The 24,033-nt window shown below is 70.1% G+C and carries 27 protein-coding genes and 2 pseudogenes; 14 read left to right on the top strand and 15 right to left on the bottom strand.

Translation table 11 applies throughout. The features are described 5' to 3' along the window. The 7 genes and pseudogenes from RH94_RS45160 to RH94_RS32095 form a co-directional block, all read right to left on the bottom strand. Window positions 1-618 (bottom strand): annotated as a pseudogene (locus tag RH94_RS45160) (hypothetical protein); the annotation flags it as partial. After that, the gene (gene efeU / locus RH94_RS32120; protein ID WP_073951857.1) at window positions 578-1,450 is read right to left on the bottom strand and encodes an iron uptake transporter permease EfeU; all 873 of its coding nucleotides are present in this window, start codon (window positions 1,448-1,450) and stop codon (window positions 578-580) included. The pseudogene RH94_RS45160 and the gene efeU, both read right to left, overlap by 41 nt. Window positions 1,451-1,454: 4 nt before the next feature. Further along, window positions 1,455-2,714 carry an iron uptake transporter deferrochelatase/peroxidase subunit gene (gene efeB / locus RH94_RS32115; RefSeq protein WP_073951856.1) on the bottom strand — a complete coding sequence of 420 codons (1,260 nt, stop codon included), beginning with the start codon at window positions 2,712-2,714 and terminating at the stop codon, window positions 1,455-1,457. 48 nt (window positions 2,715-2,762) lie between these two features. Continuing rightward, window positions 2,763-3,920, bottom strand: coding sequence for an iron uptake system protein EfeO (efeO, locus tag RH94_RS32110; protein WP_073951855.1), 1,158 nt, complete (start codon window positions 3,918-3,920; stop codon window positions 2,763-2,765). Between the two features lie 191 nt (window positions 3,921-4,111). Further along, window positions 4,112-4,930 (bottom strand): heme ABC transporter ATP-binding protein, encoded by an 819-nt coding sequence (locus RH94_RS32105; RefSeq protein ID WP_079189274.1) that lies wholly within the window; start codon window positions 4,928-4,930, stop codon window positions 4,112-4,114. Further along, window positions 4,927-6,021 carry a FecCD family ABC transporter permease gene (locus RH94_RS32100; protein ID WP_079189273.1) on the bottom strand — a complete coding sequence of 365 codons (1,095 nt, stop codon included), beginning with the start codon at window positions 6,019-6,021 and terminating at the stop codon, window positions 4,927-4,929. The genes RH94_RS32105 and RH94_RS32100 overlap by 4 nt, the downstream gene beginning before the upstream one ends. Further along, window positions 6,018-7,034, bottom strand: coding sequence for a heme/hemin ABC transporter substrate-binding protein (locus RH94_RS32095; RefSeq protein ID WP_073951854.1), 1,017 nt, complete (start codon window positions 7,032-7,034; stop codon window positions 6,018-6,020). The genes RH94_RS32100 and RH94_RS32095 overlap by 4 nt, the downstream gene beginning before the upstream one ends. Before the next feature lie 104 nt (window positions 7,035-7,138). Here RH94_RS32095 and RH94_RS32090 point away from each other — a divergent pair, with 104 nt between their 5' ends. The 3 genes from RH94_RS32090 to RH94_RS32080 all read left to right on the top strand — a co-directional run bounded on the left by RH94_RS32090 (window position 7,139) and on the right by RH94_RS32080 (window position 10,989). Next, window positions 7,139-8,605: an HtaA domain-containing protein gene (locus tag RH94_RS32090; RefSeq protein ID WP_073951853.1), complete on the top strand. Its 1,467-nt coding sequence runs from the start codon at window positions 7,139-7,141 to the stop codon at window positions 8,603-8,605. 96 nt (window positions 8,606-8,701) lie between these two features. Then, window positions 8,702-10,279, top strand: a complete 1,578-nt coding sequence (locus tag RH94_RS32085; protein WP_073951852.1) for an HtaA domain-containing protein — start codon at window positions 8,702-8,704, stop codon at window positions 10,277-10,279. Window positions 10,280-10,344: 65 nt separating this feature from the next. Next, window positions 10,345-10,989 carry a PhzF family phenazine biosynthesis protein gene (locus RH94_RS32080; RefSeq protein ID WP_073951851.1) on the top strand — a complete coding sequence of 215 codons (645 nt, stop codon included), beginning with the start codon at window positions 10,345-10,347 and terminating at the stop codon, window positions 10,987-10,989. Window positions 10,990-11,078: 89 nt separating this feature from the next. Here RH94_RS32080 and RH94_RS32075 read toward each other — a convergent pair whose 3' ends face one another. The 4 genes from RH94_RS32075 to RH94_RS32060 form a co-directional block, all read right to left on the bottom strand. Next, window positions 11,079-11,621, bottom strand: a complete 543-nt coding sequence (locus RH94_RS32075; protein ID WP_158073112.1) for a HEAT repeat domain-containing protein — start codon at window positions 11,619-11,621, stop codon at window positions 11,079-11,081. 34 nt (window positions 11,622-11,655) lie between these two features. Further along, the gene (locus tag RH94_RS32070) at window positions 11,656-12,060 is read right to left on the bottom strand and encodes a nuclear transport factor 2 family protein (protein WP_073951849.1); all 405 of its coding nucleotides are present in this window, start codon (window positions 12,058-12,060) and stop codon (window positions 11,656-11,658) included. Window positions 12,061-12,337: 277 nt separating this feature from the next. Further along, entirely contained in the window at window positions 12,338-12,541 is a 204-nt protein-coding gene (locus RH94_RS32065; protein WP_073951848.1) for a DUF397 domain-containing protein, read from the bottom strand. Then, a complete protein-coding gene (locus RH94_RS32060) occupies window positions 12,538-13,422 on the bottom strand; it encodes a helix-turn-helix domain-containing protein (RefSeq protein ID WP_073951847.1) in 885 nt (294 codons plus the stop codon). Before RH94_RS32060 ends, RH94_RS32065 begins: the two co-directional genes overlap by 4 nt. Before the next feature lie 192 nt (window positions 13,423-13,614). Here RH94_RS32060 and RH94_RS32055 point away from each other — a divergent pair, with 192 nt between their 5' ends. The 5 genes from RH94_RS32055 (at window position 13,615) to RH94_RS45150 (ending at window position 17,840) form a co-directional block, all read left to right on the top strand. Continuing rightward, a complete protein-coding gene (locus tag RH94_RS32055; protein WP_073951846.1) occupies window positions 13,615-14,238 on the top strand; it encodes an ATP-binding protein in 624 nt (207 codons plus the stop codon). A gap of 44 nt (window positions 14,239-14,282) precedes the next feature. After that, window positions 14,283-14,948, top strand: a complete 666-nt coding sequence (locus RH94_RS40975; RefSeq protein ID WP_073951845.1) for an AAA family ATPase — start codon at window positions 14,283-14,285, stop codon at window positions 14,946-14,948. A gap of 15 nt (window positions 14,949-14,963) precedes the next feature. After that, window positions 14,964-16,145, top strand: a complete 1,182-nt coding sequence (locus RH94_RS32045; protein WP_073951844.1) for an ISAs1 family transposase — start codon at window positions 14,964-14,966, stop codon at window positions 16,143-16,145. A 446-nt stretch (window positions 16,146-16,591) separates the two neighbouring features. Next, window positions 16,592-16,981 (top strand): lactococcin 972 family bacteriocin, encoded by a 390-nt coding sequence (locus RH94_RS39095; protein ID WP_158073111.1) that lies wholly within the window; start codon window positions 16,592-16,594, stop codon window positions 16,979-16,981. 457 nt (window positions 16,982-17,438) lie between these two features. Next, the gene (locus tag RH94_RS45150) at window positions 17,439-17,840 is read left to right on the top strand and encodes a hypothetical protein (protein WP_234426178.1); all 402 of its coding nucleotides are present in this window, start codon (window positions 17,439-17,441) and stop codon (window positions 17,838-17,840) included. Window positions 17,841-18,176: 336 nt separating this feature from the next. Here RH94_RS45150 and RH94_RS32030 read toward each other — a convergent pair whose 3' ends face one another. After that, on the bottom strand, window positions 18,177-18,605 hold the full coding sequence (locus RH94_RS32030; RefSeq protein ID WP_234426177.1) for a hypothetical protein: 429 nt from the start codon (window positions 18,603-18,605) through the stop codon (window positions 18,177-18,179). 47 nt (window positions 18,606-18,652) lie between these two features. On the opposite strand from RH94_RS32030, the gene RH94_RS45145 reads away from it, so the two are divergent. Genes RH94_RS45145 through RH94_RS32020 form a run of 3 tightly spaced genes read left to right on the top strand, consistent with a single transcriptional unit; the run spans window position 18,653 to window position 20,261 of the window. After that, window positions 18,653-19,270: an ISAs1 family transposase gene (locus RH94_RS45145; protein ID WP_234426176.1), complete on the top strand. Its 618-nt coding sequence runs from the start codon at window positions 18,653-18,655 to the stop codon at window positions 19,268-19,270. Between the two features lie 36 nt (window positions 19,271-19,306). Then, window positions 19,307-19,771, top strand: coding sequence for a hypothetical protein (locus RH94_RS45140; RefSeq protein ID WP_234426175.1), 465 nt, complete (start codon window positions 19,307-19,309; stop codon window positions 19,769-19,771). Window positions 19,772-19,787: 16 nt separating this feature from the next. Then, the gene (locus RH94_RS32020) at window positions 19,788-20,261 is read left to right on the top strand and encodes a DUF4276 family protein (RefSeq protein WP_079189270.1); all 474 of its coding nucleotides are present in this window, start codon (window positions 19,788-19,790) and stop codon (window positions 20,259-20,261) included. Between the two features lie 13 nt (window positions 20,262-20,274). On the opposite strand, the gene RH94_RS32015 is transcribed toward RH94_RS32020, so the two are convergent. Then, window positions 20,275-20,922, bottom strand: coding sequence for a biliverdin-producing heme oxygenase (locus tag RH94_RS32015; protein ID WP_073951841.1), 648 nt, complete (start codon window positions 20,920-20,922; stop codon window positions 20,275-20,277). A gap of 154 nt (window positions 20,923-21,076) precedes the next feature. Continuing rightward, window positions 21,077-21,934, bottom strand: a complete 858-nt coding sequence (gene map, locus RH94_RS32010; protein WP_073951840.1) for a type I methionyl aminopeptidase — start codon at window positions 21,932-21,934, stop codon at window positions 21,077-21,079. Between the two features lie 58 nt (window positions 21,935-21,992). Here map and RH94_RS32005 point away from each other — a divergent pair, with 58 nt between their 5' ends. Then, window positions 21,993-22,223, top strand: a complete 231-nt coding sequence (locus RH94_RS32005) for a hypothetical protein (protein ID WP_073951839.1) — start codon at window positions 21,993-21,995, stop codon at window positions 22,221-22,223. Between the two features lie 211 nt (window positions 22,224-22,434). Here RH94_RS32005 and RH94_RS32000 read toward each other — a convergent pair whose 3' ends face one another. Next, complete coding sequence (locus RH94_RS32000; RefSeq protein WP_073951838.1) at window positions 22,435-23,034, bottom strand: hypothetical protein; 600 nt, start codon at window positions 23,032-23,034, stop codon at window positions 22,435-22,437. An 83-nt stretch (window positions 23,035-23,117) separates the two neighbouring features. Between RH94_RS32000 and npdG the strand changes: the two genes are divergently transcribed. Together npdG and RH94_RS46845 are read left to right on the top strand one after the other, a co-directional pair. Further along, entirely contained in the window at window positions 23,118-23,822 is a 705-nt protein-coding gene (npdG, locus tag RH94_RS31995; RefSeq protein WP_073951837.1) for an NADPH-dependent F420 reductase, read from the top strand. 4 nt (window positions 23,823-23,826) lie between these two features. Continuing rightward, window positions 23,827-24,033: pseudogene (locus RH94_RS46845) on the top strand (hypothetical protein); the annotation flags it as partial.

Raw genomic sequence — 24,033 nt, 5'->3', positions numbered from 1 at the left:
CCCGCCGCTCTTCAGGTACGTCGCGTAGGCCCGGCTCAGGTCACCGGGCGCGACCGCCAGTCCGGCGGCGTTCCCGGGCACGGCCTCCGCCAGCCCGTCCGCGTCCTTCTTGAACTCCGGCACCTTCCCGGGCGCCACCAGCGTCAGGTACGCCACCCGCCACTTCTCGCCGGCGCCGTACCGCAGGAACACCATCAGCCAGCGCACGTCCCCGCCCTTGTTGCCCTTGGCGTCGGCGACGAACCAGCGCGGCCAGCCCGCCTTCTTGGGGATCGTGAACTCCGCGTCCGTCAGCGTCAGCGGCGTGTGCGCGGGGTTGCCGCCGGGGTTGTTGACGCGGCCCGCCTTCAGCCGCGCCGCGTCGATGGCGCCGAGCGCGCCGGTGACGTGGTCCGCGTCCAGGGAGCTGTCGTAGGCCTTGTCGGCCTTGTTGTAGGCCTCGGTGAACTGCTCGAGCGCCTTCGCCGCCTCCGCGGGTGTGGTGGCCGGAAGCACCTCGCGCTCCCCGTGCACCACCACGCACCCGCTCGCCGCCGGCGACAGCACGGTCACCGCGACCGCCGCCGACGCCCAACGCTCAAGCCTGCGAAGCCTCCGAGGGCCGCGAACCCTGCTCATCAGCTACCGTCACCTTCCCCTTCCCGGAGGCGAACCCTACCGGGGCGAAGAAGAGTACGAGCGTCGGGACCAGGTACAGCAGCCACACCGTGACCTGCAGCACGGTCGGGTCCGGCTGGAAGTTGAACACGCCCTTCAGCAGCGTGCCGTACCAGCTGTCCGGCGGGATCGTGCCGCTGATGTCGAAGGCCAGGTCGTGCAGCCCCGGGACCCAGCCCGCCTCCTGCAGGTCGTGGAGGCCGTACGCCAGCACGCCTGCCGCGACCACGACCAGCATGGCCCCGGTCCAGGTGAAGAACTTGGAGAGGTTGATCTTCAGCGCGCCCCGGTAGAACAGCCAGCCCAGGAAGACCGCCGTGGCCAGACCCAGCGCCACGCCGATCAGCGGGCGCGGGGTGCCGTCGGAGGCCGCGTGCACGGACGCCCACACGAACAGCGCGGTCTCCAGGCCCTCCCGGCCCACGGCCAGGAACGCGGTGGCGACCAGCGCGCCCGTGCCCATCGCCAGCGCCTGGTCCAGCTTGCCGTGCAGCTCGGACTTCAGGTGCCGGGCGGTGCGCCGCATCCAGAAGACCATCCAGGTCACCAGGGCCACCGCGAGGATGGACAGCCCGCCGCCGAGTGCCTCCTTCGCCTCGAACGTCAGCTCCTGGGAGCCGAATTCGAGGACGCAGCCGAAGCCCAGGGCGATGGCGACCGCGATGCCGATGCCGGTCCAGATCGGCTTCAGGGCGTCCCTGCGGCCGGTCCTGACCAGGTAGGCGATCAGGATGCACACGACGAGGCTGGCCTCCAGCCCCTCGCGCAGACCGATCAGGTAGTTGGAGAACACGGGCCTACGCCTCCTCGGACAGCAGCGTGCGGCCCCACCAGTCGTCCGCGTCGCGAACGCCGGGCGGGATCGCGAAGACCGCCGAACCCACGTGTTGGATGTACTCGTTGAGCGCGTCGTGCGCCGCCAGCCTGCGCTGGAGCGGGATGAAGCCCTTGCGCGGGTCGCGCTGGTAGGCCAGGAAGAACAGCCCGGCGTCCAGCCGGCCCAGCCCGTCCGTGCCGTCGGTGAAGGAGTAGCCCCGGCGCAGGATCGTGATCCCGCCGTTGGAGTCGGGGTGCGAGAGCCGTACGTGCGCGGTGGGCTTCATCGCCTTCAGGAACGGCTCGTCGTGCTCCTTGGCCTTGCCGACCGCGGCGCCCTCGCCCTTGTCCCGGCCGAAGATGTCCTCCTGCTCCTGCAGCGGAGCCCGGTCCCAGGTCTCGATGTTCATCCGGATGCGCCGGGCGACGAGGTACGAACCCCCGTGCATCCAGGCGTCGTTCGCGCCGCCGTCCCCGTCGCCGACCCACACGAACCTCTTCAGCCGGTCCGTCTCGGTGCCCGCGATGTTGCGGGTGCCGTCCTTGAACCCGAAGAGGTTGCGCGGGGTCTGGGCGTCCGGGGTGGTGGAGGAGGTCTTGCCGAAGCCGAGCTGGGACCAGCGGACGGCGGCCCTGCCGAAGCCGATGCGGGCCAGGTTGCGGATCGCGTGCACGGCGACCTGCGGGTCGTCCGCGCAGGCCTGGACGCACAGGTCGCCGCCGGTGCGGGAGCGCTCCAGGTTGTCGCCGGGGAACGGGGGCAGGTCGACCAGGGCGGCCGGCCGCTTGTCCTTCAGCCCGAACTTCTCGAACAGCGACGGCCCGAAGCCGATGGTCAGCGTCAGCCGCGAGGGCGGCAGGCCCAGCGCCTCGCCGGTGTCGTCGGGCGGTGCCTCGGCGAGTCCGCCGTACGCGCCCTCGCCGACCTCCTTCCCGGCGGTCATCCGGCGTGCGGCGGCCGTCCAGTCCTTCAGCAGCCGCACGAACGCGTCGCGGTCGTCGGTCTTCACGTCGAACGCGGCGAAGTGCAGCCTGTCCTGCACGGGTGTGGCGATGCCGGCCTGGTGGACGCCGTGGAACTCCACCGCGCCGCCCGCCTGCGCACCGGCCGGATCCGTGCCGTCGCCGCCCTTGGCCATCGCCACCGCGCCGCCGGTCGCGACGGCGCCGAGCGCGATCCCGGCCCCGCCCCAGCCGATCACGGCGCGACGGGACGGGCTCCTGCCCTGGGTCTCGGTCATCTCCCGTTTCCCTGCTTCACAACTGCTTTCCGAACAACTGCTTTCCGACTACTTCACGACCGCGGCGGCCAGCTTGGACAGCGGCTCGGCGAGCGCGTTCACCGCGTCCGAGAGCTCCTTGCGGTCGTCCTCGCCGACCTTGTCGTAGGAGACGAACGCGTACGACGCCTCGTCCGCCTTGTCCTTCTTGCCTGCGCGGTACTTGTCCAGCAGCGCGTCGAGCGCGGCAAACTGCTTGTCCAGCTCCTCGGCGAGCGCCGGGTCGTTCTTCCCCGCGACCGGCTTGAGCAGCTCGTACGCCTTCTCCGCGCCTTCGACGTTGCCCTTGAAGTCGACCAGGTCGGTGTGGGAGAAGAACTCCTCCTCGCCGGTGACCTTGCCGGTGGCGACCTCGTCGAGGAGTTCCTTGGCGCCGTTGGCCATGGAGGTCGGGGTGATCTCGGCGGTGCCGACCCGCTGCTGCCAGTCCTTGAGATCGGTGACGAGCTGGTCGGCGAGGGTCTTCTCCTCGGCGCCGATCTTCTTCTCCTGCCACAGCGCCTTCTCCAGGCGGTGCCAGCCGGTCCACGCCTGGCCGGGCTCCAGGTCGGCCTCGCGCAGGTCGACCTTCGGGTCGATGTCGCCGAAGGACTCGGCGACCGGCTCGGTGCGCTCCCAGCCCAGGCGGGAGATCGCGTACGCCTTCTTCGCGGCTTCCACGTCGCCCGCCTTGACGGCCTTCACGAACGTCTCGACGCGGGGCAGGGTCTCGTCGGCCTGCTCCTGGACGTACTGGCGGTACGCGGCGACGGCCTGGTCCAGCTTCGGGTTCCGCTGCGCGACCGAGCCGCCGGTCGCCTTGACGTCCTGGCGGATGCCCTTGCCCTTCATGCCGGGCTTGCAGGCGATCACGTAGTCGCCCGCCTTCACCTCGGCGACGACCTTCTGCTTGATGCCGGGGCCGATGTTCTCGCGCTCGGCGACGATCCGGTCGTCCGGGAAGAGGAGGTAGACCTCGGTGACCTTCGAGCCCTTGTTCTCGACCGCCAGCTCGATGTGCCCGGCCGGGAACTCCTTCTTCGACACCTCGCAGGAGTCGTCCGTCGCCGTCACGCCGATCACCTGGTCGCCGCTGTCGGCCCGGCTCTTCTGCGTGCAGGCCGTCACGGAGGTCAGAGCCGCCGCGGTGGCGACGGCGGTGACGACGGAGAGTCGGACGGCTCGCATGCGAGGGCTCCCGGAGGTGGCTCAAAAGTGACGTGATCGCACTCACGCGGGATGGTGAGGCTTGCCTAACTTAACCGAGGCTTCCCTGATCGATACCCCGGGGGAACGTGATTCGGCTCTCATGGACGGCGCGGGGGAACAATCCGATCGCAAATGGCTCAAGCGGCCGCAAAGAATCGGTCACAGGAAAGTCAAAGGTCGCGTCGTGGGATCACGAGCGGCGCCCCCGTCCGCGGATGCGGCAGCACCTCGACCGGCTGGTCGTAGACGCGCGAGAGCAGGGCCTCGGAGAAGACCTCGCCGGACGGGCCGTCGGCCGCGACACGGCCCGCGCACAGGAGCGCGACCCGGTGCGCGTACGCGGCGGCCAGCCCCAGGTCGTGCAGCACCACGACGACCGCGTCCCCGGCACGCGCCCTGTCCCGGCACAGCCGCAGCACCAGCTCCTGGTGTTTCAGGTCCAGCGCGGCGGTCGGCTCGTCGAGCAGCAGCAGCGGGGCCCGCTGGGCCAGCACCCGGGCGAGCGCCACCCGGGCCCGTTCGCCGCCGCTGAGCGCGGAGAAGGGGCGTGCGGCGAACGCGGTCACCTCGGTGGCGGCCATCGCCTCGGCCACGACCCCGTCGTCCTCGTCCGGGGAGGCGGTGTGCGGGGCCCGGCCCATTCGTACCACCTCCTCCACCGGGAAGGGGAAGGACAGCGTCGCCGACTGCGGCAGCACCGCACGCCGCAGCGCGAGTTCGGGCGCGGTCCACCCGGTCGCCGGACGGCCGAAGATCCGTACCACGCCCCGCGCGGCCGGGAGATCGGCGGCGAGTGCGCCCAACAGGGTCGACTTTCCGGCCCCGTTGGGGCCGACCAGCGCCAGCACCTCGCCGGCCCGGACGGTGACGTCGACCCCGGCGAGCACCTCGCGGGCGCCCAGGCGCACCCGCAGCGCCTCCGTCTCGGCGAGTACGTCCCCGGGGCGGGCCGGGGGCGGCGGAACCGGTCGTGTCCTGAGCGTTCTCAAGCCCAGCCTCCTTGCCTGCGGCGGGTGCGGCGCAGCAGCCAGAAGAAGAACGGGCTGCCGACCAGTGCGGTCAGTACGCCGAGCGGGAGCTCGGCGGGTGCGGCGACGGTGCGGGCGGCCAGATCCGCGCCGAGCAGGACGAGCGCGCCGAGCAGGGCGCTGCCCGGCACCAGGAAGCGGTGCCCGGGACCGGCCAGCATGCGCAGCAGGTGGGGGACGACCAGGCCGACGAAGCCGATGATCCCGGCGACGCTCACCGCGGCCGCGGTCAGCAGGGCGATGACCAGCACCAGGACGATCCGCAGCCGCTCCACGTCCACGCCCAGGTGCCGGGCCGGGCGCTCGCCGAGCGCGAGCAGGTCCAGCCGGCGGGAGTACAGCGGCGCCAGGGCCAGACCGAGCACCGCGCACGGCAGGACGGCCAGTACCTTCGGCCAGGTCGCCTGGGAGAGCGAGCCGAGCTGCCAGAAGGTGATCTGGCTGACCGCGGCCGAGTCCGCGAAGAACAGGAACAGCCCGATCAGCGCACCCGCGAACGCGTTCACCGCGATCCCGGTGAGGATCAGCGTCACCACCTCCGTACGGCCCCCGGAACGCGCCATGGCGTAGACCAGCAGCACCGTGCCCAGGCCCGCGACGAAGGCGAACGCCGGCACGGTCCAGGTGCCGAGGAAGCCGAATCCGAAGGCGATCGCCGCGACCGCGCCGACCGCCGCGCCCGAGGAGACGCCGATGACGCCCGGCTCGGCCAGCGGGTTGCCGAACACGCCCTGCATCAGCGCGCCCGCGCAGCCCAGCGAGGCGCCCACCAGCAGGGCCAGGACGATGCGCGGGAACCGCACGTTCCACAGCACCGAGTCCGGAACCCGGTCGAGAGCGGCGCCGCCGAGGCCGATCCGGTGCAGCACGGAGGAGAGCACGTCACCGGTCGGGACCGGGTACGCGCCGAGCCCGGCGGCGACCGGCACCAAGGCGAGCAGGCCGAGGACCAGACCGCCCGTCAGGAGCCAGGGCGTACCGCGCCGCTTGCGGCCGGCGGGCGCGGGCGACGCCTGGGCGGACCGTACGGGCTTGTCGTCCAGCGCGGTCACCGCGCACCGTCCCCGTACAGCTGCGTGACGATCGACCGCAGCACCTGGTCCGTGCGCGGACCGTAGTTGAGCAGGACGCCGTCCTCGACCGACACGACCCGGCGCTCCATGCCGGCCGGTGTCTGGGCGATGCCCGGGATCTTCACCAGCCCGTCGAGGCCGCCGACGGATTCCAGTCCCTTGCTCATCACGAGGATCGCGTCCGGTGCGGCCTTCGCCAGCGCCTCGGTGGTGAGGGCGGTGAAGTCCTTGCCGAGCCCCGACGCCGCGCCCGCGTCGACCCCGCCGGCCGCCTCGATCAGCGAGGCCGCGCCCGACTTCGCGCCGCCGATGAGGTAGACGGAGGCGGAGCCGCGCAGGTACAGGAAGGCCACGCGGGGATGGTCGGCGTGCGGCGGTATCGCCTTGCGCACGGCGGTGATCCGGTCCTGGGAGCGCTTGGTCAGTTCCCTGCCCGCGGCCGGGACGCCGAGCGCGTCGGCGACCGCCTGGATGCGCGGCCCCACGTCGGCGAGGCCCGCGGCCGGCTTCACCACGAGCACCGGGACGCCCGCGGCGCGGATCTGGTCCACGGCCTCCTGCGGTCCGGTCGTCGTCTCGGCGATGACCAGGTCGGGCGTGAGCGACAGGACGCTCTCGGCGGACACGTCGTGGTTGCGCGTCACCACCGGCAGGCCCCGGGCCTGTTCGAAGGTGGCGGTGACGTCACGGGCGACGACCCGGTCGCCCAGGCCCAGCGTGAACACGATCTCACTGAGGCCGCCCGACAGCGGCACGATCCGCCGTGCGTTCCCGACGGTCACCTTCCTGCCGTCGGCCGACCCGACGGTGACGGGGAGCCGGGGCGCGGCCGTGTCCGTCAGTGGTTCGACCCGGTCGGCGACGGCGCCCGCCACCGTCGTCGTGGTGCCGGTGCCGGAGGCCTCGGTGGCGCCCTGGCACCCGGTCGCGGTCAGGGCGAGGGCGAGCACCGACACCAGTGCTCCCGCCCGTCGTGTGCGCAAGCGTCGCACGGTTCGGTTCCGTTCCTCTCGGGGGTGACGCCGGTGATCCGGCCCGCTTAGCTTAGGTTAGCCTTACCTTCGTTCGCTACCGGCTGTGGATCCGGAGGACTTCCATGCCCACGCGCCCTCGCGCCCTGGTCACCTCGCTCCGTACGGCACTCGCCGTGCTCGCCGCGGCCGTGCTGACCGCCCTGCTGCCGGTCGGCACCGCACACGCGGCGAGCCGCACCGTGCAGGGCGGCCGACTCGACTGGGGCATCAAGTCCTCATTCCAGAGCTACGTCACCGGGCCCGTCGCCCAGGGGAGTTACTCCCTGACCGGCGGTGCCGCTACCGTCGGCGGCAGCGGCTTCCGCTTCCACTCGGCGACCGGCGCCTACGACGGCGCCACGGGCGCGTTCCGCGCCACCTTCTCCGGCGGCGTCCGCTTCGTCGGCCACAAGGAGGCGAGCGGCGGGTACCAGTTGGACCTCACCCTCAGCCGGCCCACCGTGAGCATCTCCGGCTCCACCGGCGCCCTCTACCTGGACGTCGTCAGCAAGGCGAGGGACACCGGGAGGGTCACGACCTCCGCACAGGTGCCCTTCGCCACCCTCTCCCTCGGCGGCATCGACATGAGGGGCGGCGGCGACGCGGTCGTCCTCAACAACCTGCCCGCCACGCTCACCGCCCAGGGCGCCCGGTCCTTCGCCGGGTACTACACGGCCGGGACCGCACTCGACCCGGTCAGCCTCTCGGCGGACGTACGCCCGGCACCGAAGAAGACCCCGACCACCGAGCCGGCTCCCTCCAAGTCCACGCCGAAGACGAGGGATTCGGGCCACGCGATCGAGGACGGCGCCGTCGACTGGGGCGTGCGCCGCACCTTCCGCGAGTACGTCACCGGGGACATCGCCCGCGGCAAGTGGACCCTGACCGACGGGGCCCAGGACGGCGGCGCCCTCTTCCGCTTCCCCTCCGGCCGGGGCACGTACGACAAGGGCGCACTCGACGCCTCCTTCGAGGGCGCCGTGCGTTTCACCGGTGCGCACGGCCTCGACCTGGAACTGAGCGCCGTCCGCGTCGCCGTCGTCAAGGGCAGGGGCACGCTCTACGCCGACGTGGCGGGCGAGCGCCTGACGGCGTCGAAGGTTCCTCTGGTCACCTTCGCCGCCGAGGAGTTCACCGCCCACGACGGCCTGGCCGAGGTGACCGAGGCACCGGCCGAACTGACCGCCCGCGGCGCGAAGGCGTTCGGCGGGATGTACCCGGAGGGCACCGCCATGGACCCGGTGTCCCTGGCCGTCGCCCTCACCGACGACGCCACCCTGCCGGCCCTGCCCGACCTGGGCAGCGCGTCGACCGACACCGCCCCGCCCACACCCACGACGGCGGCCTCCAGTGCCCCGGCCGAGCCCGTCGCGGCCACCGGCGACGACAGCACGCCGGTCCTGCCGGTCGCCCTCGCCGCGGGAGGCGTGCTGGCGGTGGCGCTCGGCGCGGGGGCCCTCCACCGCCGGCGCGCCCGAGCGGCCTCCACCGGCTCCGGTTCCGGCACGGTCACCGGCTCCGGTTCCGGCTCCGGGTCCGCCGGGGAGTGATCCCGCGGCCGGCCCTCAGACCCCGCCCCACCCCACCCCTACGCCCTGATGCCCTCCGCCGCCCCACAGGCGGGACCCACCACAAGGAGAACCGTCATGCCCGCCACCGCCACCGCCACCACCACCCGCAGACGACCGCTGGTGTTCGCCGCCGCCGTGGCCACGGCCACCGCGCTGGGCGCCACCGTGCTGGCCACGGCCCCCAGCGCCTCCGCGGCCTCCGTACCCCTGACCGGCTACGAACTGAGCTGGGGCATCAAGGAGTCGTACCGCACCTACGTCACCGGCCCCTGGACCAAGGGCACCTTCACCGTCACCGACGGCGCCTCCCAGGCCGACGGCAACGGCGTCTTCACCTTCACCGACGGCCGGGGCACCTACGACAGCACCAAGCACACGCTGCGCCTGAGCTTCAAGGGCACCCTCACCGCCGAGTCGTCGGTCCACGGGTTCAAGCGGACGTTCAGCGACTTCCAGTACGACAGCGCCACGGGCGTCCTCACCGCCGACCTGACCGCCGACGACGGCGAGATCCGGCAGGACGTGCCGCTCGCCACGGTCGAAGCGCCGACCGGCCAGGACATGAGCGACCTCGCCACCACCCTCACCACCGAGGCCGGCGCCTTCCTCGGCAGCGCCTCCTACGCGGGCGCGGCCGGCGACCCGCTGTCGGTCGTGAAGAAGGAGACCACAACGTCGCCGAGCCCGTCGGCCGAGGAGCCGGAGCCGTCCGCGCCCGAGCCGACGTCCCTGCCCACCTCGCCCACCGCGTCGGCCTCGCCGAGCGCCCCGGAGACCGGAAGCACGATCCCGGCACCCAGCACCTCGGCCTTCCCGAGCGCCAAGCCCACGGCGTCCGCCGCGCCGTCCACCTCCACCGCGCCGGCCCCGGCCAAGGGCGACATCGCCGACGGCAGGCTGACCTGGGGTGTGAAGGAGTCCTTCCGCGGCTACGTCGTCGGCCCGGTGGCCAAGGGCAAGGTCACCACCTCGGACGGCGCCTCCCAGGCCGACGGCAACGGCGTCTTCACCTTCACCGACGCCACCGGCACCCACGACACCGAGGCCGGCACCCTCTCCGCCGCGTTCAAGGGCTCGGTGAACTTCAAGGGCCACCAGGGCGAGGGCGACGGCGGCGGCTACGGGCTCGACCTCACCCTCGGCAACGTCAGGGCCGCCTTCGACGGCGGATCAGGCAAGTTGACCGCGGATGTCACCAGCCTCGGCGAGAGGCCGCGGAACGTGGTCCTGGCCGACCTGAAGGCCGGTTCCACCGAGCTCACCGCGACGAACGACGTCATCACCCTGAACGACGTGAAGGCGACGCTGACCGAGGCCGGTGCGAAGGCGTTCGGCGGCTTCTACGACAAGGGCGCCGCGCTCGACCCGGTGAACCTGTCCGTGGCTCTCGCCGAGGACGCCGAACTCCCCTCCGGCAACGGCACCTCGGACGGCGGCTCCGGCACGGGCGGCTCGGGCGGTGCCGGCTCGACCACCGGTGGCACCGGTGGCACCGGCGGCATCGGTTCGACCACCGGTGGCATCGGCGGCAGCATGGCCTCCACCGGCTCGGACGTCCCGGTGGGCGCCCTGGGCGCGGCCGCCGCGGCGACCGTGGCGGCGGGCGCGGGCGTGCTGTTCGCGATGCGCAGGCGGCGCGACACGCAGGCCTGACGTACAACGACGGTGCGGTGCAGGCCCGTTCGGTCGGCACCGCCCCTCGATGTTTCAATGCCCCGGTGACTGACTACGACGTGCTGCGCGTGTTCTGCGCGGCGAACGGCGGCTACGGCAACGAGCTCGGCGTCGTCCGCAAAGGCTCGCTCATCCCCGCCCAGGACGACCGCCAGGAGCTGGCCGCCAAACTCGGCTTCAGCGAGACGGTGTTCGTCGACGACCCCGAGCGCGGGGCGATCGACATCTACACCCCCACCCTGCGCCTGCCCTTCGCCGGCCACCCGTGCGTGGGCACGGCCTGGCTGTTGGACGTCCCGGAACTGGTCACTCCCGCCGGCCAGGTCGGCACCCGCCTGGACGGCGAGTTCACCTGGATCGAGGCCCGCCCGGAGTGGGCCCCGCCGCGCACCCTGCGCCAGTACGCCACCGCGGCCGAGGTCGACGCCCTCCCCGTCCCCCCGCCCGGCGAGTGGATCTACGCCTGGTCCTGGGAGGACGAGGCGGCCGGCCGCATCCGCGCCCGCGCCTTCCCGGGCCGCGACGACGGCATCGAGGAGGACGAGGCCACGGGCGCGGCGGCCCTGCTCCTGACCGCCGAACTGGGCCGTGCCCTGAACATCATCCAGGGCACGGGCTCACAGATCCTGACCGCACCCCAGCCGGAGGGCTGGGTGGAGATCGGCGGCAGGGTGATCCTGGAACGCTGAGAGGGCGTGTCGAGAGCATTCAAGGAGCGCTGCACAGGGCGGGCGTGGTCGACGAGGCGGCGCAGTGTGTCTTCCTGTCTGACGGGGACTCACGTCAACATCTGATCTTCGTCGAACCCGAGTTCCTCTTCAATCTCCAGCTCGACGGCAGCATTCCATCGGACGACATCGGGCCATGGCGTGACTGTCATCCGGCGAATGCGCTCGAGTGCCTCTGGTGTGCCGATCCAACCCAGAGAGAAGATCACCTTTTGGCACAGCCAGTACGCCGGCGCGTCCTCGCGTACCGAACGTTCCGCCACACGAAAGAGGCAGGCCACTGATTCCGTCGCCTGGATCTCGCCCAGGATCTCTACGAGATCTTCCTTGTTGAACCCCGAAGCGCCTGAGTCGAGGATCTCTTGGAGAACCTCGCCAAGGCCAGGAACCCGCAGAGGGGCAGCCAAGTTGGCGAACGTGTCCACCCTGCTCCAGTTCCCCGCGTGGGCGGCTTCACGAATCCAGCCGACAATGGCGTCAGCGGCCTCGGGATGCTCGGCCACGATGGACTCGGCGTCCCGTTTCGTGATGAATCCGTTCACAAGTGATTCCACTGCACCGGCTTGGGGGCTTTCACTGTTCGGGAAAGTCACCGGTCGTCCATCCTTCCGAACCTGACGATTGCGGTCAGGCCCTGGCGATATTCCTGCCCGGCATCGGCTCCGCGAGCGCTGTCCGCCATTCAGGCGCACCGAAGGCGTCCGCGAAGTATTGTGTTTCGTGCACCACATGCCCGTCGGTGAATTCCATGATGCTCACCGAGTAGGTGGGCACCCCGTCGTACGTGATGACGCACTCGCTCACCCACAGATCTCCGCTGCCGACGATTCGGTGGACGGTGAAGTGCCGACTCGCAGGGTGCCCGCCGCGTTGCGCCGAAATCGTCGCGCGGCCTCGGAAGCGTTCACCTGACTGGGGGTAGTCGAGGATGGCGTCCGCAGCGTAGATGGCGTGCTCGGCTTCGGTGTCCCCACGTTCCGATGCCCGCCAGTGTTCCTCGAGTGCGGCCCTGGTCCGGATATCAGGATCCATCGCATTGTCCCTTCTGCATGCGGCCGGAGCGGTCCGGGGACCTGGGAATGCTTGATGGATGACGGTGACAGCGTAGCCCGCCCGGCGCGGCGACTCGGCTTCAGTTTCACGAGGCGGGCTGTCCGACTGGTGACCGCGTAAACGAAAAGCTGCTCCGACCAGTGAGAACGAGGATTGGCGAGGTCTTTGTTTCCGCCGTTGCCGGAGGCGCTTTCCAGGTGAAGAAGCGCACCGGGTCCTACACACCCGCCCGCATTGAGGGCATGGGCCGCGACCCTCAGCGCAGATGTGTGACGAAGGTGCGCCAGGCGTCGCGACCGAAGGGGATCACCGGGCCGGCCGGGCGCTTGCTGTCGCGGACGGGGGCGAGGGCGGGGACGTCGTGGGCGAGTTCGAGACACTCGTTGTTGCCACCGCTGTAGGTGCTGCTACGCCACTTCGCGGCCGACATGTCCGGCGTTCCGTGGCGTGCGGTGTTCATGTCCTGTGCTCCTTGGACCTGCGTCGGATGACCGAGCGGGATTCCACGGGGGAGAGCGCGGACGTGCGGGCGGCGTCGAACAGCTCCCGGTACCGGGTGACCTCGGCTTCCCGTTCGAGCCACACCGATCCGGTCGGGTTGTCCGCCAGCACTACGTCGAGCGCCGCTTCCTCGGGGAACCCCAGTACTACATACGGTCCGAACATACTCGCATGTGCTCCGCGTGAGAACGGCAGGACCTGAATGGTCACGTTGGCACGTTCGGAGATCGCCAGCAGGTGTTCCAGTTGCGCCTTCATCACCTCTGGGCCGCCGACTTGCTGGAGGAGTACTGCTTCTGAGAGCACTGCCCAGAGACGCAGCGGCGAGTCGTCGGCGAGACGTTCCTGACGGGTGAGACGCACCCGCACGAACTGCTCGATCTCGTCCGCCGTCTGCCACTGGCGCGAGGCAACCGTCACTGCCCGGATGTATTCCGGGATTTGGAGCAGACCGGGTACCAGCTGCGCCTGGAACGTGCGGATGGTGTCTGCCATCGCCTCGAGCGCGATGTAGTCGCGATACGTGTCCGCCAGCATGGAGCCGTACTGGTTCCACCAGCCCTGCCTTCGACGGCGGTTGGCCTTGCGGGCAAGCATGGCGAGTCGGTCGCGGAGTTCGGTGTCCGTAGCCCCGTAGGCGTGAAGCATCGCGGTCAGGTCGGGGAGTCGCACCGTCACGCGGCCGTTTTCGATGCGGCTGATCTTTCCCTTGGTGCAGTCGACCGCCTCGGCCGCCTCCGAAGTGGTGAGTTGCGCGGACTCTCGCAGCCGACGCAGTTCGTCGCCCAGTTGGCGACCGAGGACGGTGGACGGGCTCGAAGCGGTGCTGTTCCCAGGCATGACACCACCTTTAGCAGCGAGGTGAACCGGGTGGGCGCGGCTTGACTCGAAAGAGGGAACATTGCAGCCAATCCATCTGGAAACGTTGCAGATGCGGATGGCACGCGTTCACCGTTTCGGTGTCGGCGGTTGCAACAGGAGCCCTGCCCCGGGGAATTCGCCGCCGACTTCCGAACCTGAGGAGGCTGCCCCATGACCACACCGAACGCCGTCACCTTCCGGCTCCCGCGAAGCCGTCGCAGTGTCCCGAGGGCGCGAGCGCTGCTGCACGCCGTGCTCGGCGACTGGGGGGCCGGTCAGGAGGTGCTGGAGAACGCCGAGTTGGTGCTCTCGGAGCTCGTCACCAACGCGCTGCGCGTGCCGGTGCCGAGCGGTCGGCAGGTCGGGGTGCGGATCGCGCGCGACGCGGGGGAGGGGCTGCTGCGGCTGGAGGTCAGTGATGCCGGAGGGGGCACGCCCGAGGTCCGGGAGCCCGGCGCGGACGAGACGTGCGGGCGAGGGCTGCTGCTCGTGGCGGCGCTCGCGCACCGCTGGGGCTACGAGGAGCGCGCGGCCGGGATCGGCAAGACGGTGTTCGCGGAGCTGAAGGCGCCGGACATCGTCGCCGGACCCGCCGTGCGCGAAGTCGCCGCGGTCCTGGTCCGGGCCGGACAGCAGGTGCGGGTGCGGGGCGGGTGGTGGACCGTCCGCGGCGTACGGAGCGAGCAGTACGCGTCCGGCGGCCCCGCCGCGGTGCTGACGCTGGACGACGGCACGGCACTGCGCGTGCACGCGGCCGAGCCGCTGTCCGTACGGGCAGGGGAGCGCTCCGGATAACCTGGCGCAGTGCACTTGTGGCAGAGCGGAGAGGAGGCGGTGGAGTGATCACGCGGATCGAGATCGACGGATACAAGTCCTTCGACGACTTCGCCCTCGATCTGCTGCCGCTCACCGTCCTGGTCGGGGCCAACGCCTCTGGCGAGTCCAACCTGCTGGAAGCCGTGGACCTGCTCGGACAGCTGATCCGGGAGCCGGCAGGCCAGACGCTGGTCGACCACGCCCGTCGCGGGGGCCCGAAGGAGCTGTTCTGGCGCGGCCCGGACGGCGCGCCGGCCGGAACCATGCGCATCGCGGCCCACGTCCTCGTACACGGTGAGCACGGGTACGGTGGGGAGCTGTGCAGGATGCCCGTCGAGGATGGGCTGGACGAGTGGTTCCGACGTGACTCGATGGTCGTAGGCGATCAGCGACTTGGGGCGAAACGCCGGTGGACGGTGGGCCGGGCCGACCCGGACACCGGAGGCAACTGTCGCCGGGTAACACCTGAGGTGGCTACGGAGGCGACCGCCGTCAGGCATGCGTGGCTACCCACCCGCCGCCGGCCGCCCCGCGGGCGTATGGCCTCCGTTGGCGGAGCCACCCGCCGGAACAGCAGGGCTTCGGCGTTGTCGTGTGGGGCCCGGTTCGTGGCGGTCTGTCAGCTCGATGGCGCCCCAGAACGTGGCAGGCACGGGCTTCCAAGATCATGGAGTTCTCTACGCCCGTGAGCCGAGTGGAAGACCGTGCCTGTCGACGCATCATCGCTGATCCCGCCTGCCCTTGACCAGCTCCGCGAGCATCCCGAGGTTGTATCCGACGAGGTCCCGCGCCTGCTGGAGCGGCTGGCCGAGGTGCCCGACCCGCGGGACCCACGCGGCGTACGGCACGCTCTGGTCGCCGTGCTCGCGCTGAGTGTGTGCGCGGTTCTGGCGGGGGCGACCTCTGTGCTGGCGGTCAGCGAGTGGATCGCCGACGCCCCGCCGCACGTCCTTCAACGCCTCGGCATACGCCTCGACCCACTGTTCCCGAAGCGGCTCCGGCCTGCGGAAACAGCGGTCCGGCGGCTGCTGGCCCGCATCGACGGCGACGCGCTGGACCGGGCGGTCGGACGCTGGCTCGCCGACCGCCGCCCCAAGGCGACCGGGCTGCGCGGCCTCGCAGTGGACGGCAAAAGCCTGCGCGGCGCGGCCAGAGCAAAGGGCCGCAAGATCCACCTGCTCGCCGCACTGGAGCACACCACCGGCCTGGTCCTGGCCCAGCTGGACGTCGGCGAGAAGACGAACGAGATCACCTGCTTCCAGCCGCTGCTGGACACCGTCGCCGGCCTGGCAGGAACCGTCGTCACCAGCGACGCCATGCACACCCAGCGCGAGCACGCCGACTACCTCCTCAGCCGGAACGCCCACTACATCGTGATCGTCAAGGGCAACCAGAAGAAGCTGCGCCGACAGCTCAAGTTCCTTCCTTGGAAAGACATCCCGCTTCAGGGACGCACCCGGGGCATCGGCCACGGCCGCGCGGAGATCCGCCGGATCAAGGCAGCCACCGTGAACAGCCTCCTCTTTCCCGGAGCCCGCGAGGCCGTCCAGATCAAGCGCCGGCGCACTGACCGCAAGACCGGCAAGACCACCGTCAAGACGGTCTACGCCGTCACCAGCCTGACCGCCGAGCAAGCCACCGCGGCCCAGCTCGCCGAACTCGTCCGCGACCACTGGAAGATCGAGGCCCTGCACCACGTCCGCGACACCACCTTCGCCGAGGACGCCTCCCAACTGCGGACCGGCAACGCGCCCCGCGCGATGGCCACCTGGCGCAACCTCGCCATCGGAGCCCTCCGCACGGCCGGAGTGAAGAACATCGCGGCCGGCCTCCGCCGCAACGCCCGCGACCCTCGCCGCCCCCTCGCACTCCTCGGCCTCGGATGATCACAAACCGGACGTCACGCGACTACGCCGAAGCCCTGCTTGGGCCGGTGCTGCGAACACCGGTCTTGCTCGGTGACCTATCGATCAATCACCCGGTAAGGTACGTCCTTCCCGGGTCGATCCACAGGTTCTGAGCATTGCTCCCATCGTCCCATCGCTTGTGTCCTCAGCCCTACTGGCGATCAAATCAAGCCGTGATGTTGTGCCAGTGGCTTCCGAGAGGGGGGCTGGCAGTTAGGAATTATCCGGACACGAGGCCTGAAAGCGGCGTGGTATCGGGGTGCAGAAACAGCAAACGTGACAGGACGGACAGTGATCACTTCCAGACGCTGCTGCGAATTATCTTTGCTTAACAGGTCTGTATCAGTCAGGATCTTCCTCGCGAGCTCGCATTGGGAATGTTTCACGGGGAGGATGTAACCTTGATGAGCTCCTTTGGTAGAACCATGGCGATCTTCGGCGCGAGCGTAGCCGTGGCCGCTGGCATTCTGGCTTCGCCGGCCAGCGCCGCCACCTTCCCGCCGCCTCCGGAAATGGGTGATGTCTCTGAGTGGGGGATGGTTGAAATCACGGCCGATGCGTCGTCGCCGGTGACGACGCAGACCACCAAGGATGTTGGTGGTGGCTCGTGGACGTACGGCACCGAGATTGTGGCTGGTGGCAAGCGGTGCTACTCGTACTACTTCCATGGCACGTACCTGCACCGCGCGACCGCGGAGATCGCTGGCGGCAGCCACACGGCTGGAGCCAACCCCGGCGTCACGGCTAAGGCGAGCAAAACAGCAGGTGCCGCATGGACGTGCTACGCATACTGGGGCGTCACTAAGCCTAAGTAGCTCTTAGGGCTGGGGGTCGCGACGTTGTACCTGGTTCATGCTTGAGTTTCCAATCTCGGGTTCTCCTGCGTTGGATGCCTGAGTAACGTTGCGGCCCCCGCTGCCTGGCGCAAGTAGGCTGAGGGCCGTCGAGCCACGGCTGTGTACTGATGAAGATAATCGCCGTAGACTCGCCAGGAGGCGGGTCTTGGGTGCCAAGCTACCGAAAAGGACTCTTCCGAACCTCGTGTCCCCTCCACGCTCCTTCGTCTGGGTCCCTGCTGCCGCGCTAACGGCTGGTGTGGCGTTCGGGGCGCTCGGTCCGCTCCTTGAGGCGGTCGAAGCCCCCGCGGTCCATGCGATTCACCTTGTCGCCTCGGCAGGCTGGTCCTGGGCGGCTCTGGCCTTCTGTGTCGGCTTCTCATGTAAGTCCAAAATTGCATCAGCAACCCTGGCCCCTTTGTCTCTTGCGGCGGGCGTGATCTCCTATTACGTAACCAAACTTCAGGGTGACGAATATCGATCCGTCGTAAACCTGGAGGACCCTACGCAAGGAACCCAGATTGACTGGTCCGGCTTCATGTCGAAAACGGTATTCTGGTGTTTGGCCGCAGTTGCCCTAGGGCTTATTCTGGGGCTAGTTGGAAGCCTTGCTCAAAATCGAGATATCCGCGGTCTTCCTTTTCAGTTAGTGATTCCGCTGATAGTGATCGTAGAGACAACGATGAGGCTCCGCGCCGAAGCATCGCTTCAGGAACCGATTGTCGGCGCGACTTGGAGCGTCACCCGGGTGGCGGCCGGGATCGTCATTGTCGTCTTGATCGGGCGTGCGGCAATTGTCCGATGGCCTTGGTCATCCACCTGGCAGGAGCGAAGGTAGCATTGACCGTCGCTACAGCATTTGGAGGCGAGCGGTCCGGGGGGGCTGCGGCCCATGAGTACGAACCGCTGCGACCTGGTCACTAGTTCTCGCCTTGTCCCAAAACCTCCGTCACGGCGGCCTTGATGCGCTCGGTCGGCGCGCCGTTCGTCTGATGCGTGATCTGCTCCAGTGTTTTTAATGGCTTAGTCTTTGACTCCTCGGCTGCTGTTGTCGTCGCCAGTGGCGATCTGGCTTTGTTTACGAGTTACGGGTTCTGGCACAGATCTTGGGGAGCGGTCGCGGAGGGTGACGGTATCGTTCGATCGCAGGGCAGGGGTACGGGCCCGGGGCTCGTCAGCGTTCACGCATTCTGGTCCACCACCAGCCCATCATTGCCCACTCAAGGCTGCTGGGCTCCGGCAAGGTACGGCGCTCGAATTCCTCATCGATGCGCGTGATCAGTCGGCCCAAGTCCCGTTTGGCTCCGGGAGGCAGGTGCAGCATCGCCCGCTCCAGGTCATCGCGGGCATCTTCCACCTCTATCCCGGGCGAATGGGTCTCGGAGGCGTTCAGGTAGCGTCCAGGCTGCTTAAAAGCCCACTCGAAACGAGCCAGCGCATGAGCGACCGCGTCAGGGCTTCGGCGTAGTCGGTAGGCGCCCGGTTCGTGATGGTCTGCCAGGCTCGGCGGGGTTCCGGAGATGCGGCAGGCACGGCTTTCAAGATCATGGAGTTCTCGACGCCCCGTGATCCGAGTGGAAGACCGTGCCTGCCGACGCATCATCGCCGATCCCGCCTGCCTTTGACCAGCTCCGCGAGCAGCCAGGGGCCGTGCCTGAAGAGATCCCAGGCCTGCTGGAGCGATTGGCCGAGGTGCCCGACCCTCGCGATCCGCGCGGTGTGCGGCATGCTCTGGTCGTCGTGCTCGCGCTGACCGCGTGCGCGGTTCTGGCCGGAGCGACTTCCCTGCTGGCAGTGGGTGAGTGGATCGCCGACGCCCCGCCGTCCGTCCTGGAACGGCTTGGCGCACGGCCTGATCCGCTGTCTCCGACGTGGTGCCGGCCCGCGGAGGCGACGGTGCGGCGGCTGCTGGGCCGCATCGACGGCGACGCACTGGACCGGGCGGTGGGCCGCTGGCTGACCGACCGGCGCGCCGGGGCCGACGGTCAGCTGCGCGGACTGGCGGTCGACGGCAAGAGCCTGCGTGGAGCGGCCAGGGCCGAGGGCCGCAAGATCCACCTGCTCGCCGCCTGCGACCACCTCTCGGGCCTGGTCCTGGCCCAGCTCGACGTGGGCGAGAAGACCAACGAGATCACCTGCTTCCAGCCCCTGCTGGAGACCCTCGCCGACCTGGCGGGCACGGTGGTGACCAGCGACGCCATGCACACCCAGCGCGAGCACGCCGACTACCTGCTCGGTCGGGGCGCGCACTACATCATGATCGTGTAAGGGAACCAGAAGAAGCTCCGCAAGCAGCTCAAGTCCTTGCCGTGGAAGCAGATTCCGCTGCAGTCACGCACCCGCGAGGCCGGGCACGGCTGCGGCGAGATCCGCCGCATCAAGGTGTGCACGGTGAACAACCTGCTCTTCCCCGGGGCCCGGCAGGCAGTCCAGCTCAAGCGCCGCCGGGTGGACCGCAAGACCGGCAAGATCAGCATCAAGACCGTCTACGCGGTCACCAGTCTGACCGTCGAGCGGGCCACTGGTGCTCAGCTTGCGGGCTTGATCCGCAGCCACTGGAAAATCGAGGCCCTGCACCATGTCAGGGACGTGACGTTCAGCGAGGACACCTCCCAACTGCGGACTGGAGCCGCACCTCGCGCCATGGCCACCTGGCGCAACCTTGCCATCGGCGCCCTCCGCCTCGCCGGCAAAACCAGCATCGCCGCCGACCTCCGGCGCAACGCCCGCGACGCCAACCGACCGTTCGCCCTCCTGGGACTCATGTGATCACGAAACGGACTTCATGCGACTACGCCGAAGCCTTGGGCCGGAGGAGTGCTTCACCGTTGCCCGGCGGGACGTGGTGGTGCGCGAAGTGGCCGACCTGCTCGGCTATTTCGACATCGTGGTGATCCACCAGGACCACAACGAGCGGAGCAAGGTCGATGCGGTCCGCGAGTGCTTTCCCGACGACGTCCACCGGATCGTGGCCCTGGTGCCCGTGCGCGAGACCGAGGCGTGGATGCTGGCCGACCCTGAAGCGCTCGGAGAGGCCGCGCCCACGCGTGACGTCGCCTGGGAGGTGTCGTACGACGTGGAGAAGGTCGCCGACCCCAAGGCCGCGTTGAAGGCGGCCCTGGGTGGGCGGCGGGACGCGGAACGGGACTTCGGCCGGCTGGGGCAGACGGTCGCGCTCGATACGTTGCGGAAGGTGTCCGCCTGCCGGCGGTGGACGGATGAACTTCGCCGGGCGATGGAGCGGCTGCGGTTCCTGTGACGTCGAGCGCCGGTCACGCCGACAGGGGGAACTCCTCGCCCAGGGCGTGGAAGAGCGTCGTGTTCAGGGTGAATGCCCGCTTGCACTCGGTCACGATCCGCTGCTTCTCCAGGTCGTCGGCGTGGACGGCGTCCAGGAGTTCGCGGTAGTTCCGCTTGAACGCGGCCGGGTTGGTGATGGCCTCGAAGACGTAGAAGCGGACCCCGTCGCCCTTCTTCGTGAAGCCCCACGTCTTCTCCGCCCTGTCGCGGATGATCTGGCCGCCGGAGAGGTCGCCGAGGTAGCGGGTGTAGTGGTGGGCGATGTAGCCGGCCGGCCACTGCTCGGCGCACTCGCGCACGCGCGCCGCGTACGCCTCGGTCGCGGGCAGCGCGCTCAGCCCGGAGCGCCAGGAGGCGCCGCGCAGATGGGCCAGGTCCCGCTCCAGCGCGGCCAGCCGGAACAGCTCCGGCCGTATGAAGGGCCCGGCCGCCGGGTCGGCCGCGAGCCGTTCGGCGCCGGCCTCCAGGGCCTCGTAGACGAAGAACAGCTGCTCGGTGTAGCGGGCGTAGGCGTCCACGCCCAGGCGTCCGCCGAGCAGGTCGCTCATGAACGTCGAGGTCTCCGCCTCCACGTGCTGCTCGTGGGACGCGGTGCGGATGAGGGTCGAGAAGGAGTCCATGAGGCCATCCTTTAAGGTAAGGCTAACCTAAGTCAATGGGTTACCGACAGCCTGTCGGAAAACTCTACCCGGAATCCGGACCAAGCGGACATGAGGAGATGAGAAAGAGCCCGCCCTCCGAAGAGAGCGGGCTCCCGCCGAGGCGAGCGCGGCACTACGGCAGCGTCAGGATCTCCGCGCCCGTGTCCGTCACCACCAGCGTGTGCTCGAACTGGGCGGTGCGCCTGCGGTCCTTGGTGACGACCGTCCAGCCGTCGTCCCAGACGTCGTACTCGTAGGTGCCCAGCGTCAGCATCGGCTCGATCGTGAAGGTCATCCCCGGCTGCATGACCGTCGTCGCGTGCGGGCTGTCGTAGTGCGGGACGATCAGCCCGGAGTGGAACGACGTGTTGATGCCGTGGCCGGTGAAGTCACGGACCACGCCGTAGCCGAAGCGCTTCGCGTACGACTCGATGACCCGGCCGATGATGTTGATCTGCCGGCCCGGACGGACCGCCTTGATCGCGCGGTTCAGCGCCTCGCGGGTGCGCTCCACCAGCAGGCGGCTCTCCTCGTCCACGTCGCCGACCAGGTAGGTCGCGTTGTTGTCGCCGTGCACCCCGCCGATGTACGCCGTCACGTCCAGGTTGACGATGTCGCCGTCCCGCAGCACCGTCGAGTCCGGGATGCCGTGGCAGATCACCTCGTTGACCGACGTGCACAGCGACTTGGGAAAGCCCCGGTAGCCCAGCGTGGAGGGGTAGGCGCCGTGGTCGCACATGAACTCGTGCGCCACCCGGTCCAGCTCGTCCGTGGTCACGCCCGGCGCGATGTGCTGGGCCGCCTCCGCCATCGCCTGCGCGGCGATCCGCCCGGCGGTCCGCATCGCCTCGATCGTCTCCGGCGTCTGCACCTCCGGGCCGGCGTACGGCTTCGGTGCGGGCTTGCCGACGTACTCGGGGCGGCGGATGTTTCCGGGCACGGAACGGGTCGGGGACAGCTCCCCGGGAACGAGCAACGACTGGCCAGACATGTTCGCGAGTCTATCCGGGGGCGATGGGGGAACATGTCCGTGGCGAGAGGAGCTGGTCATGGCCCTGTTCAAAAAGCAGACCGCCGGAAAGCCGGGCGAGTGGTTCTACTGCCTGGTGCACAAGAAGGTCGAGGAGGGGCCCGAATGCCCCGCCAAGGACCGGTTCGGCCCGTACGCCTCCCGTCAGGAGGCCCAGCACGCGATGGACACCGCCCGCGAACGCAACCTCGAGTGGGAGAACGACCCCCGCTGGCACGACGCCCCGGCGGGCGGCACCGAGGAGGGCTGATCCGGCCCGAAAGTCCGGAGGGCCCGGGAGGGGCCGGTTCCCGAACAGGCCTGTCCCACTCGGCACCGACGCTCCGCAGTCGCGGGAGGGACGCCAGGAGGCGAGATCGGGGAGCAGGGCACGCGGACCCGGGGGCGGTGCGGGCACGTCGCCGGTCACGAGGAGCCATCGTCGGCCGGGGCCGGGCAGCCGATTTTCCGTACGCCCTCCGCTACCAGCGCGAGGGCGGCGGGGCCGTCAGGTGTTCCGTCAGCCGGGACAGGCGGTCCCGGAAGCGGCCGCGCCCCCTCGGGGCCGGCACCCCGTTCTCCCCGGCCGCCGCGCTCACCAGGTGCTGGACGGTGTCCAGGTCCAGCTCGGAGCCCTCCGGCACCGCCAGCGTCTCGTGCGCCATCGACCCCAGCTCGCCCCCGCCGGAGCCGAGGGCCAGCACCGTCGCCCCGGCCCGCCGCGCCTCGTGCACCCGCTCCAGGAGCGGCGCGGGCTCCTCGGGGGCCACGACGAGCAGCGTCTCGCCCCGCCGGGCCGCCTCCAGCCGGCCCAGCCCGACGGCGAGGTGCGCCGGGTCCGAGGGGTGGGCGGTGTGCCGTACGAGCGTCGGGGCCAGCTCCGGGGTGCCCGACCAGGCGGCCTCGTCCACCAGGTGGGCCGCCAGGTGCCAGGGCTCGTACCGCGGCGTGCCCACGAGCAGCAGCCCGCCCCCGTACGACACCACGGACCCCCGCAGCACCCCCGCGAACCGCCGTGTGGCCCCCAGCCACTCGGTCCCGGCGAGCACTTCGCGCAGCAATGCGACCCGTACGGCGTCCATGGGTGCGCATGCTGCCGCAAACGGACTCCGGTGACCGGGACTTCCGCCCGGATTCACCCGTCCCGGGGACGTAGAGTCGGCGCATGACCACTAGCGACAGCGCACACAAGGCCCCCGCCAAGGACCCCTGGGACCTTCCCGACGTCTCCGGGCTGGTCGTCGGCGTGCTCGGCGGGACCGGTCCGCAGGGCAAGGGCCTGGCCTACCGGCTCGCCCGGGCCGGGCAGAAGGTGATCATCGGCTCCCGGGCCGCCGAGCGGGCGCGGGGGGCGGCCGAGGAGATCGGGCACGGCGTCGAGGGCGCCGACAACGCCGAGACCGCCCGCCGCAGCGACATCGTGATCGTGGCCGTCCCCTGGGAGGGACACGGCAAGACCCTCGAGTCCCTGCGCGGCGAACTGGCCGGCAAGCTCGTCGTGGACTGCGTCAACCCGCTCGGCTTCGACAAGAAGGGCGCCTACGCCCTCAAGCCCGAGGAGGGCAGCGCCGCCGAGCAGGCCGCCGCCCTGCTGCCGGACTCACGGGTGACCGCCGCCTTCCACCACCTGTCCGCGGTGCTGCTGCGGGACCCGGAGATCGAGCGGATCGACACCGACGTCATGGTGCTCGGCGAGGAGCGCGCCGACGTGGAGGCGGTCCAGGCGCTGGCCGGCCGCATCCCCGGCATGCGCGGCATCTTCGCGGGGCGGCTCCGCAACGCCCACCAGGTGGAGTCGCTGGTCGCCAACCTGATCTCGGTCAACCGGCGGTACAAGGCGCACGCGGGGCTCCGCATCACGGACGTATGAGCCGATGGGGGACACTGGTTCCGGAAGTCCCGGAAGCCCCGGAAGTTCCGGTGTCCCCCGTAGCCCCCGTAGTCCTCGACAGGAGCCGACCGCCATGCCCCGCCTCGCCCTCTACGCCCTGATCGTCTGCGTACTCGCCACGGCCGCGGCCGTCGTCTCCTTCGTCGAGGGCAGCTGGCTGGGGATCGTGTGGGTGCTGCTGGCGGGCCTG

Origin of the sequence: Streptomyces kebangsaanensis (genome assembly GCF_001906585.1) — a bacterium.
GTDB lineage: Bacteria > Actinomycetota > Actinomycetes > Streptomycetales > Streptomycetaceae > Streptomyces > Streptomyces kebangsaanensis.
The sequence above is the reverse complement of the archived record's forward strand: the minus strand, read 5'-3'. Positions and strand labels throughout refer to the sequence as shown.

Coding starts and splice junctions, on each gene's coding strand:
- efeB (WP_073951856.1), bottom strand. CDS start 2,714: ATGACCGAGACCCAGGGCAGGAGCCCGTCCCGTCGCGCCGTGATCGGC.
- efeO (WP_073951855.1), bottom strand. CDS start 3,920: ATGCGAGCCGTCCGACTCTCCGTCGTCACCGCCGTCGCCACCGCGGCG.
- RH94_RS32090 (WP_073951853.1), top strand. CDS start 7,139: ATGCCCACGCGCCCTCGCGCCCTGGTCACCTCGCTCCGTACGGCACTC.
- RH94_RS32085 (WP_073951852.1), top strand. CDS start 8,702: ATGCCCGCCACCGCCACCGCCACCACCACCCGCAGACGACCGCTGGTG.
- RH94_RS32070 (WP_073951849.1), bottom strand. CDS start 12,060: ATGGATCCTGATATCCGGACCAGGGCCGCACTCGAGGAACACTGGCGG.
- RH94_RS32065 (WP_073951848.1), bottom strand. CDS start 12,541: ATGAACACCGCACGCCACGGAACGCCGGACATGTCGGCCGCGAAGTGG.
- RH94_RS32060 (WP_073951847.1), bottom strand. CDS start 13,422: ATGCCTGGGAACAGCACCGCTTCGAGCCCGTCCACCGTCCTCGGTCGC.
- RH94_RS32055 (WP_073951846.1), top strand. CDS start 13,615: ATGACCACACCGAACGCCGTCACCTTCCGGCTCCCGCGAAGCCGTCGC.
- RH94_RS39095 (WP_158073111.1), top strand. CDS start 16,592: ATGGCGATCTTCGGCGCGAGCGTAGCCGTGGCCGCTGGCATTCTGGCT.
- RH94_RS32030 (WP_234426177.1), bottom strand. CDS start 18,605: ATGATGCGTCGGCAGGCACGGTCTTCCACTCGGATCACGGGGCGTCGA.
- RH94_RS32020 (WP_079189270.1), top strand. CDS start 19,788: ATGCGACTACGCCGAAGCCTTGGGCCGGAGGAGTGCTTCACCGTTGCC.
- RH94_RS32015 (WP_073951841.1), bottom strand. CDS start 20,922: ATGGACTCCTTCTCGACCCTCATCCGCACCGCGTCCCACGAGCAGCAC.
- map (WP_073951840.1), bottom strand. CDS start 21,934: ATGTCTGGCCAGTCGTTGCTCGTTCCCGGGGAGCTGTCCCCGACCCGT.
- RH94_RS32005 (WP_073951839.1), top strand. CDS start 21,993: ATGGCCCTGTTCAAAAAGCAGACCGCCGGAAAGCCGGGCGAGTGGTTC.
- RH94_RS32000 (WP_073951838.1), bottom strand. CDS start 23,034: ATGGACGCCGTACGGGTCGCATTGCTGCGCGAAGTGCTCGCCGGGACC.
- npdG (WP_073951837.1), top strand. CDS start 23,118: ATGACCACTAGCGACAGCGCACACAAGGCCCCCGCCAAGGACCCCTGG.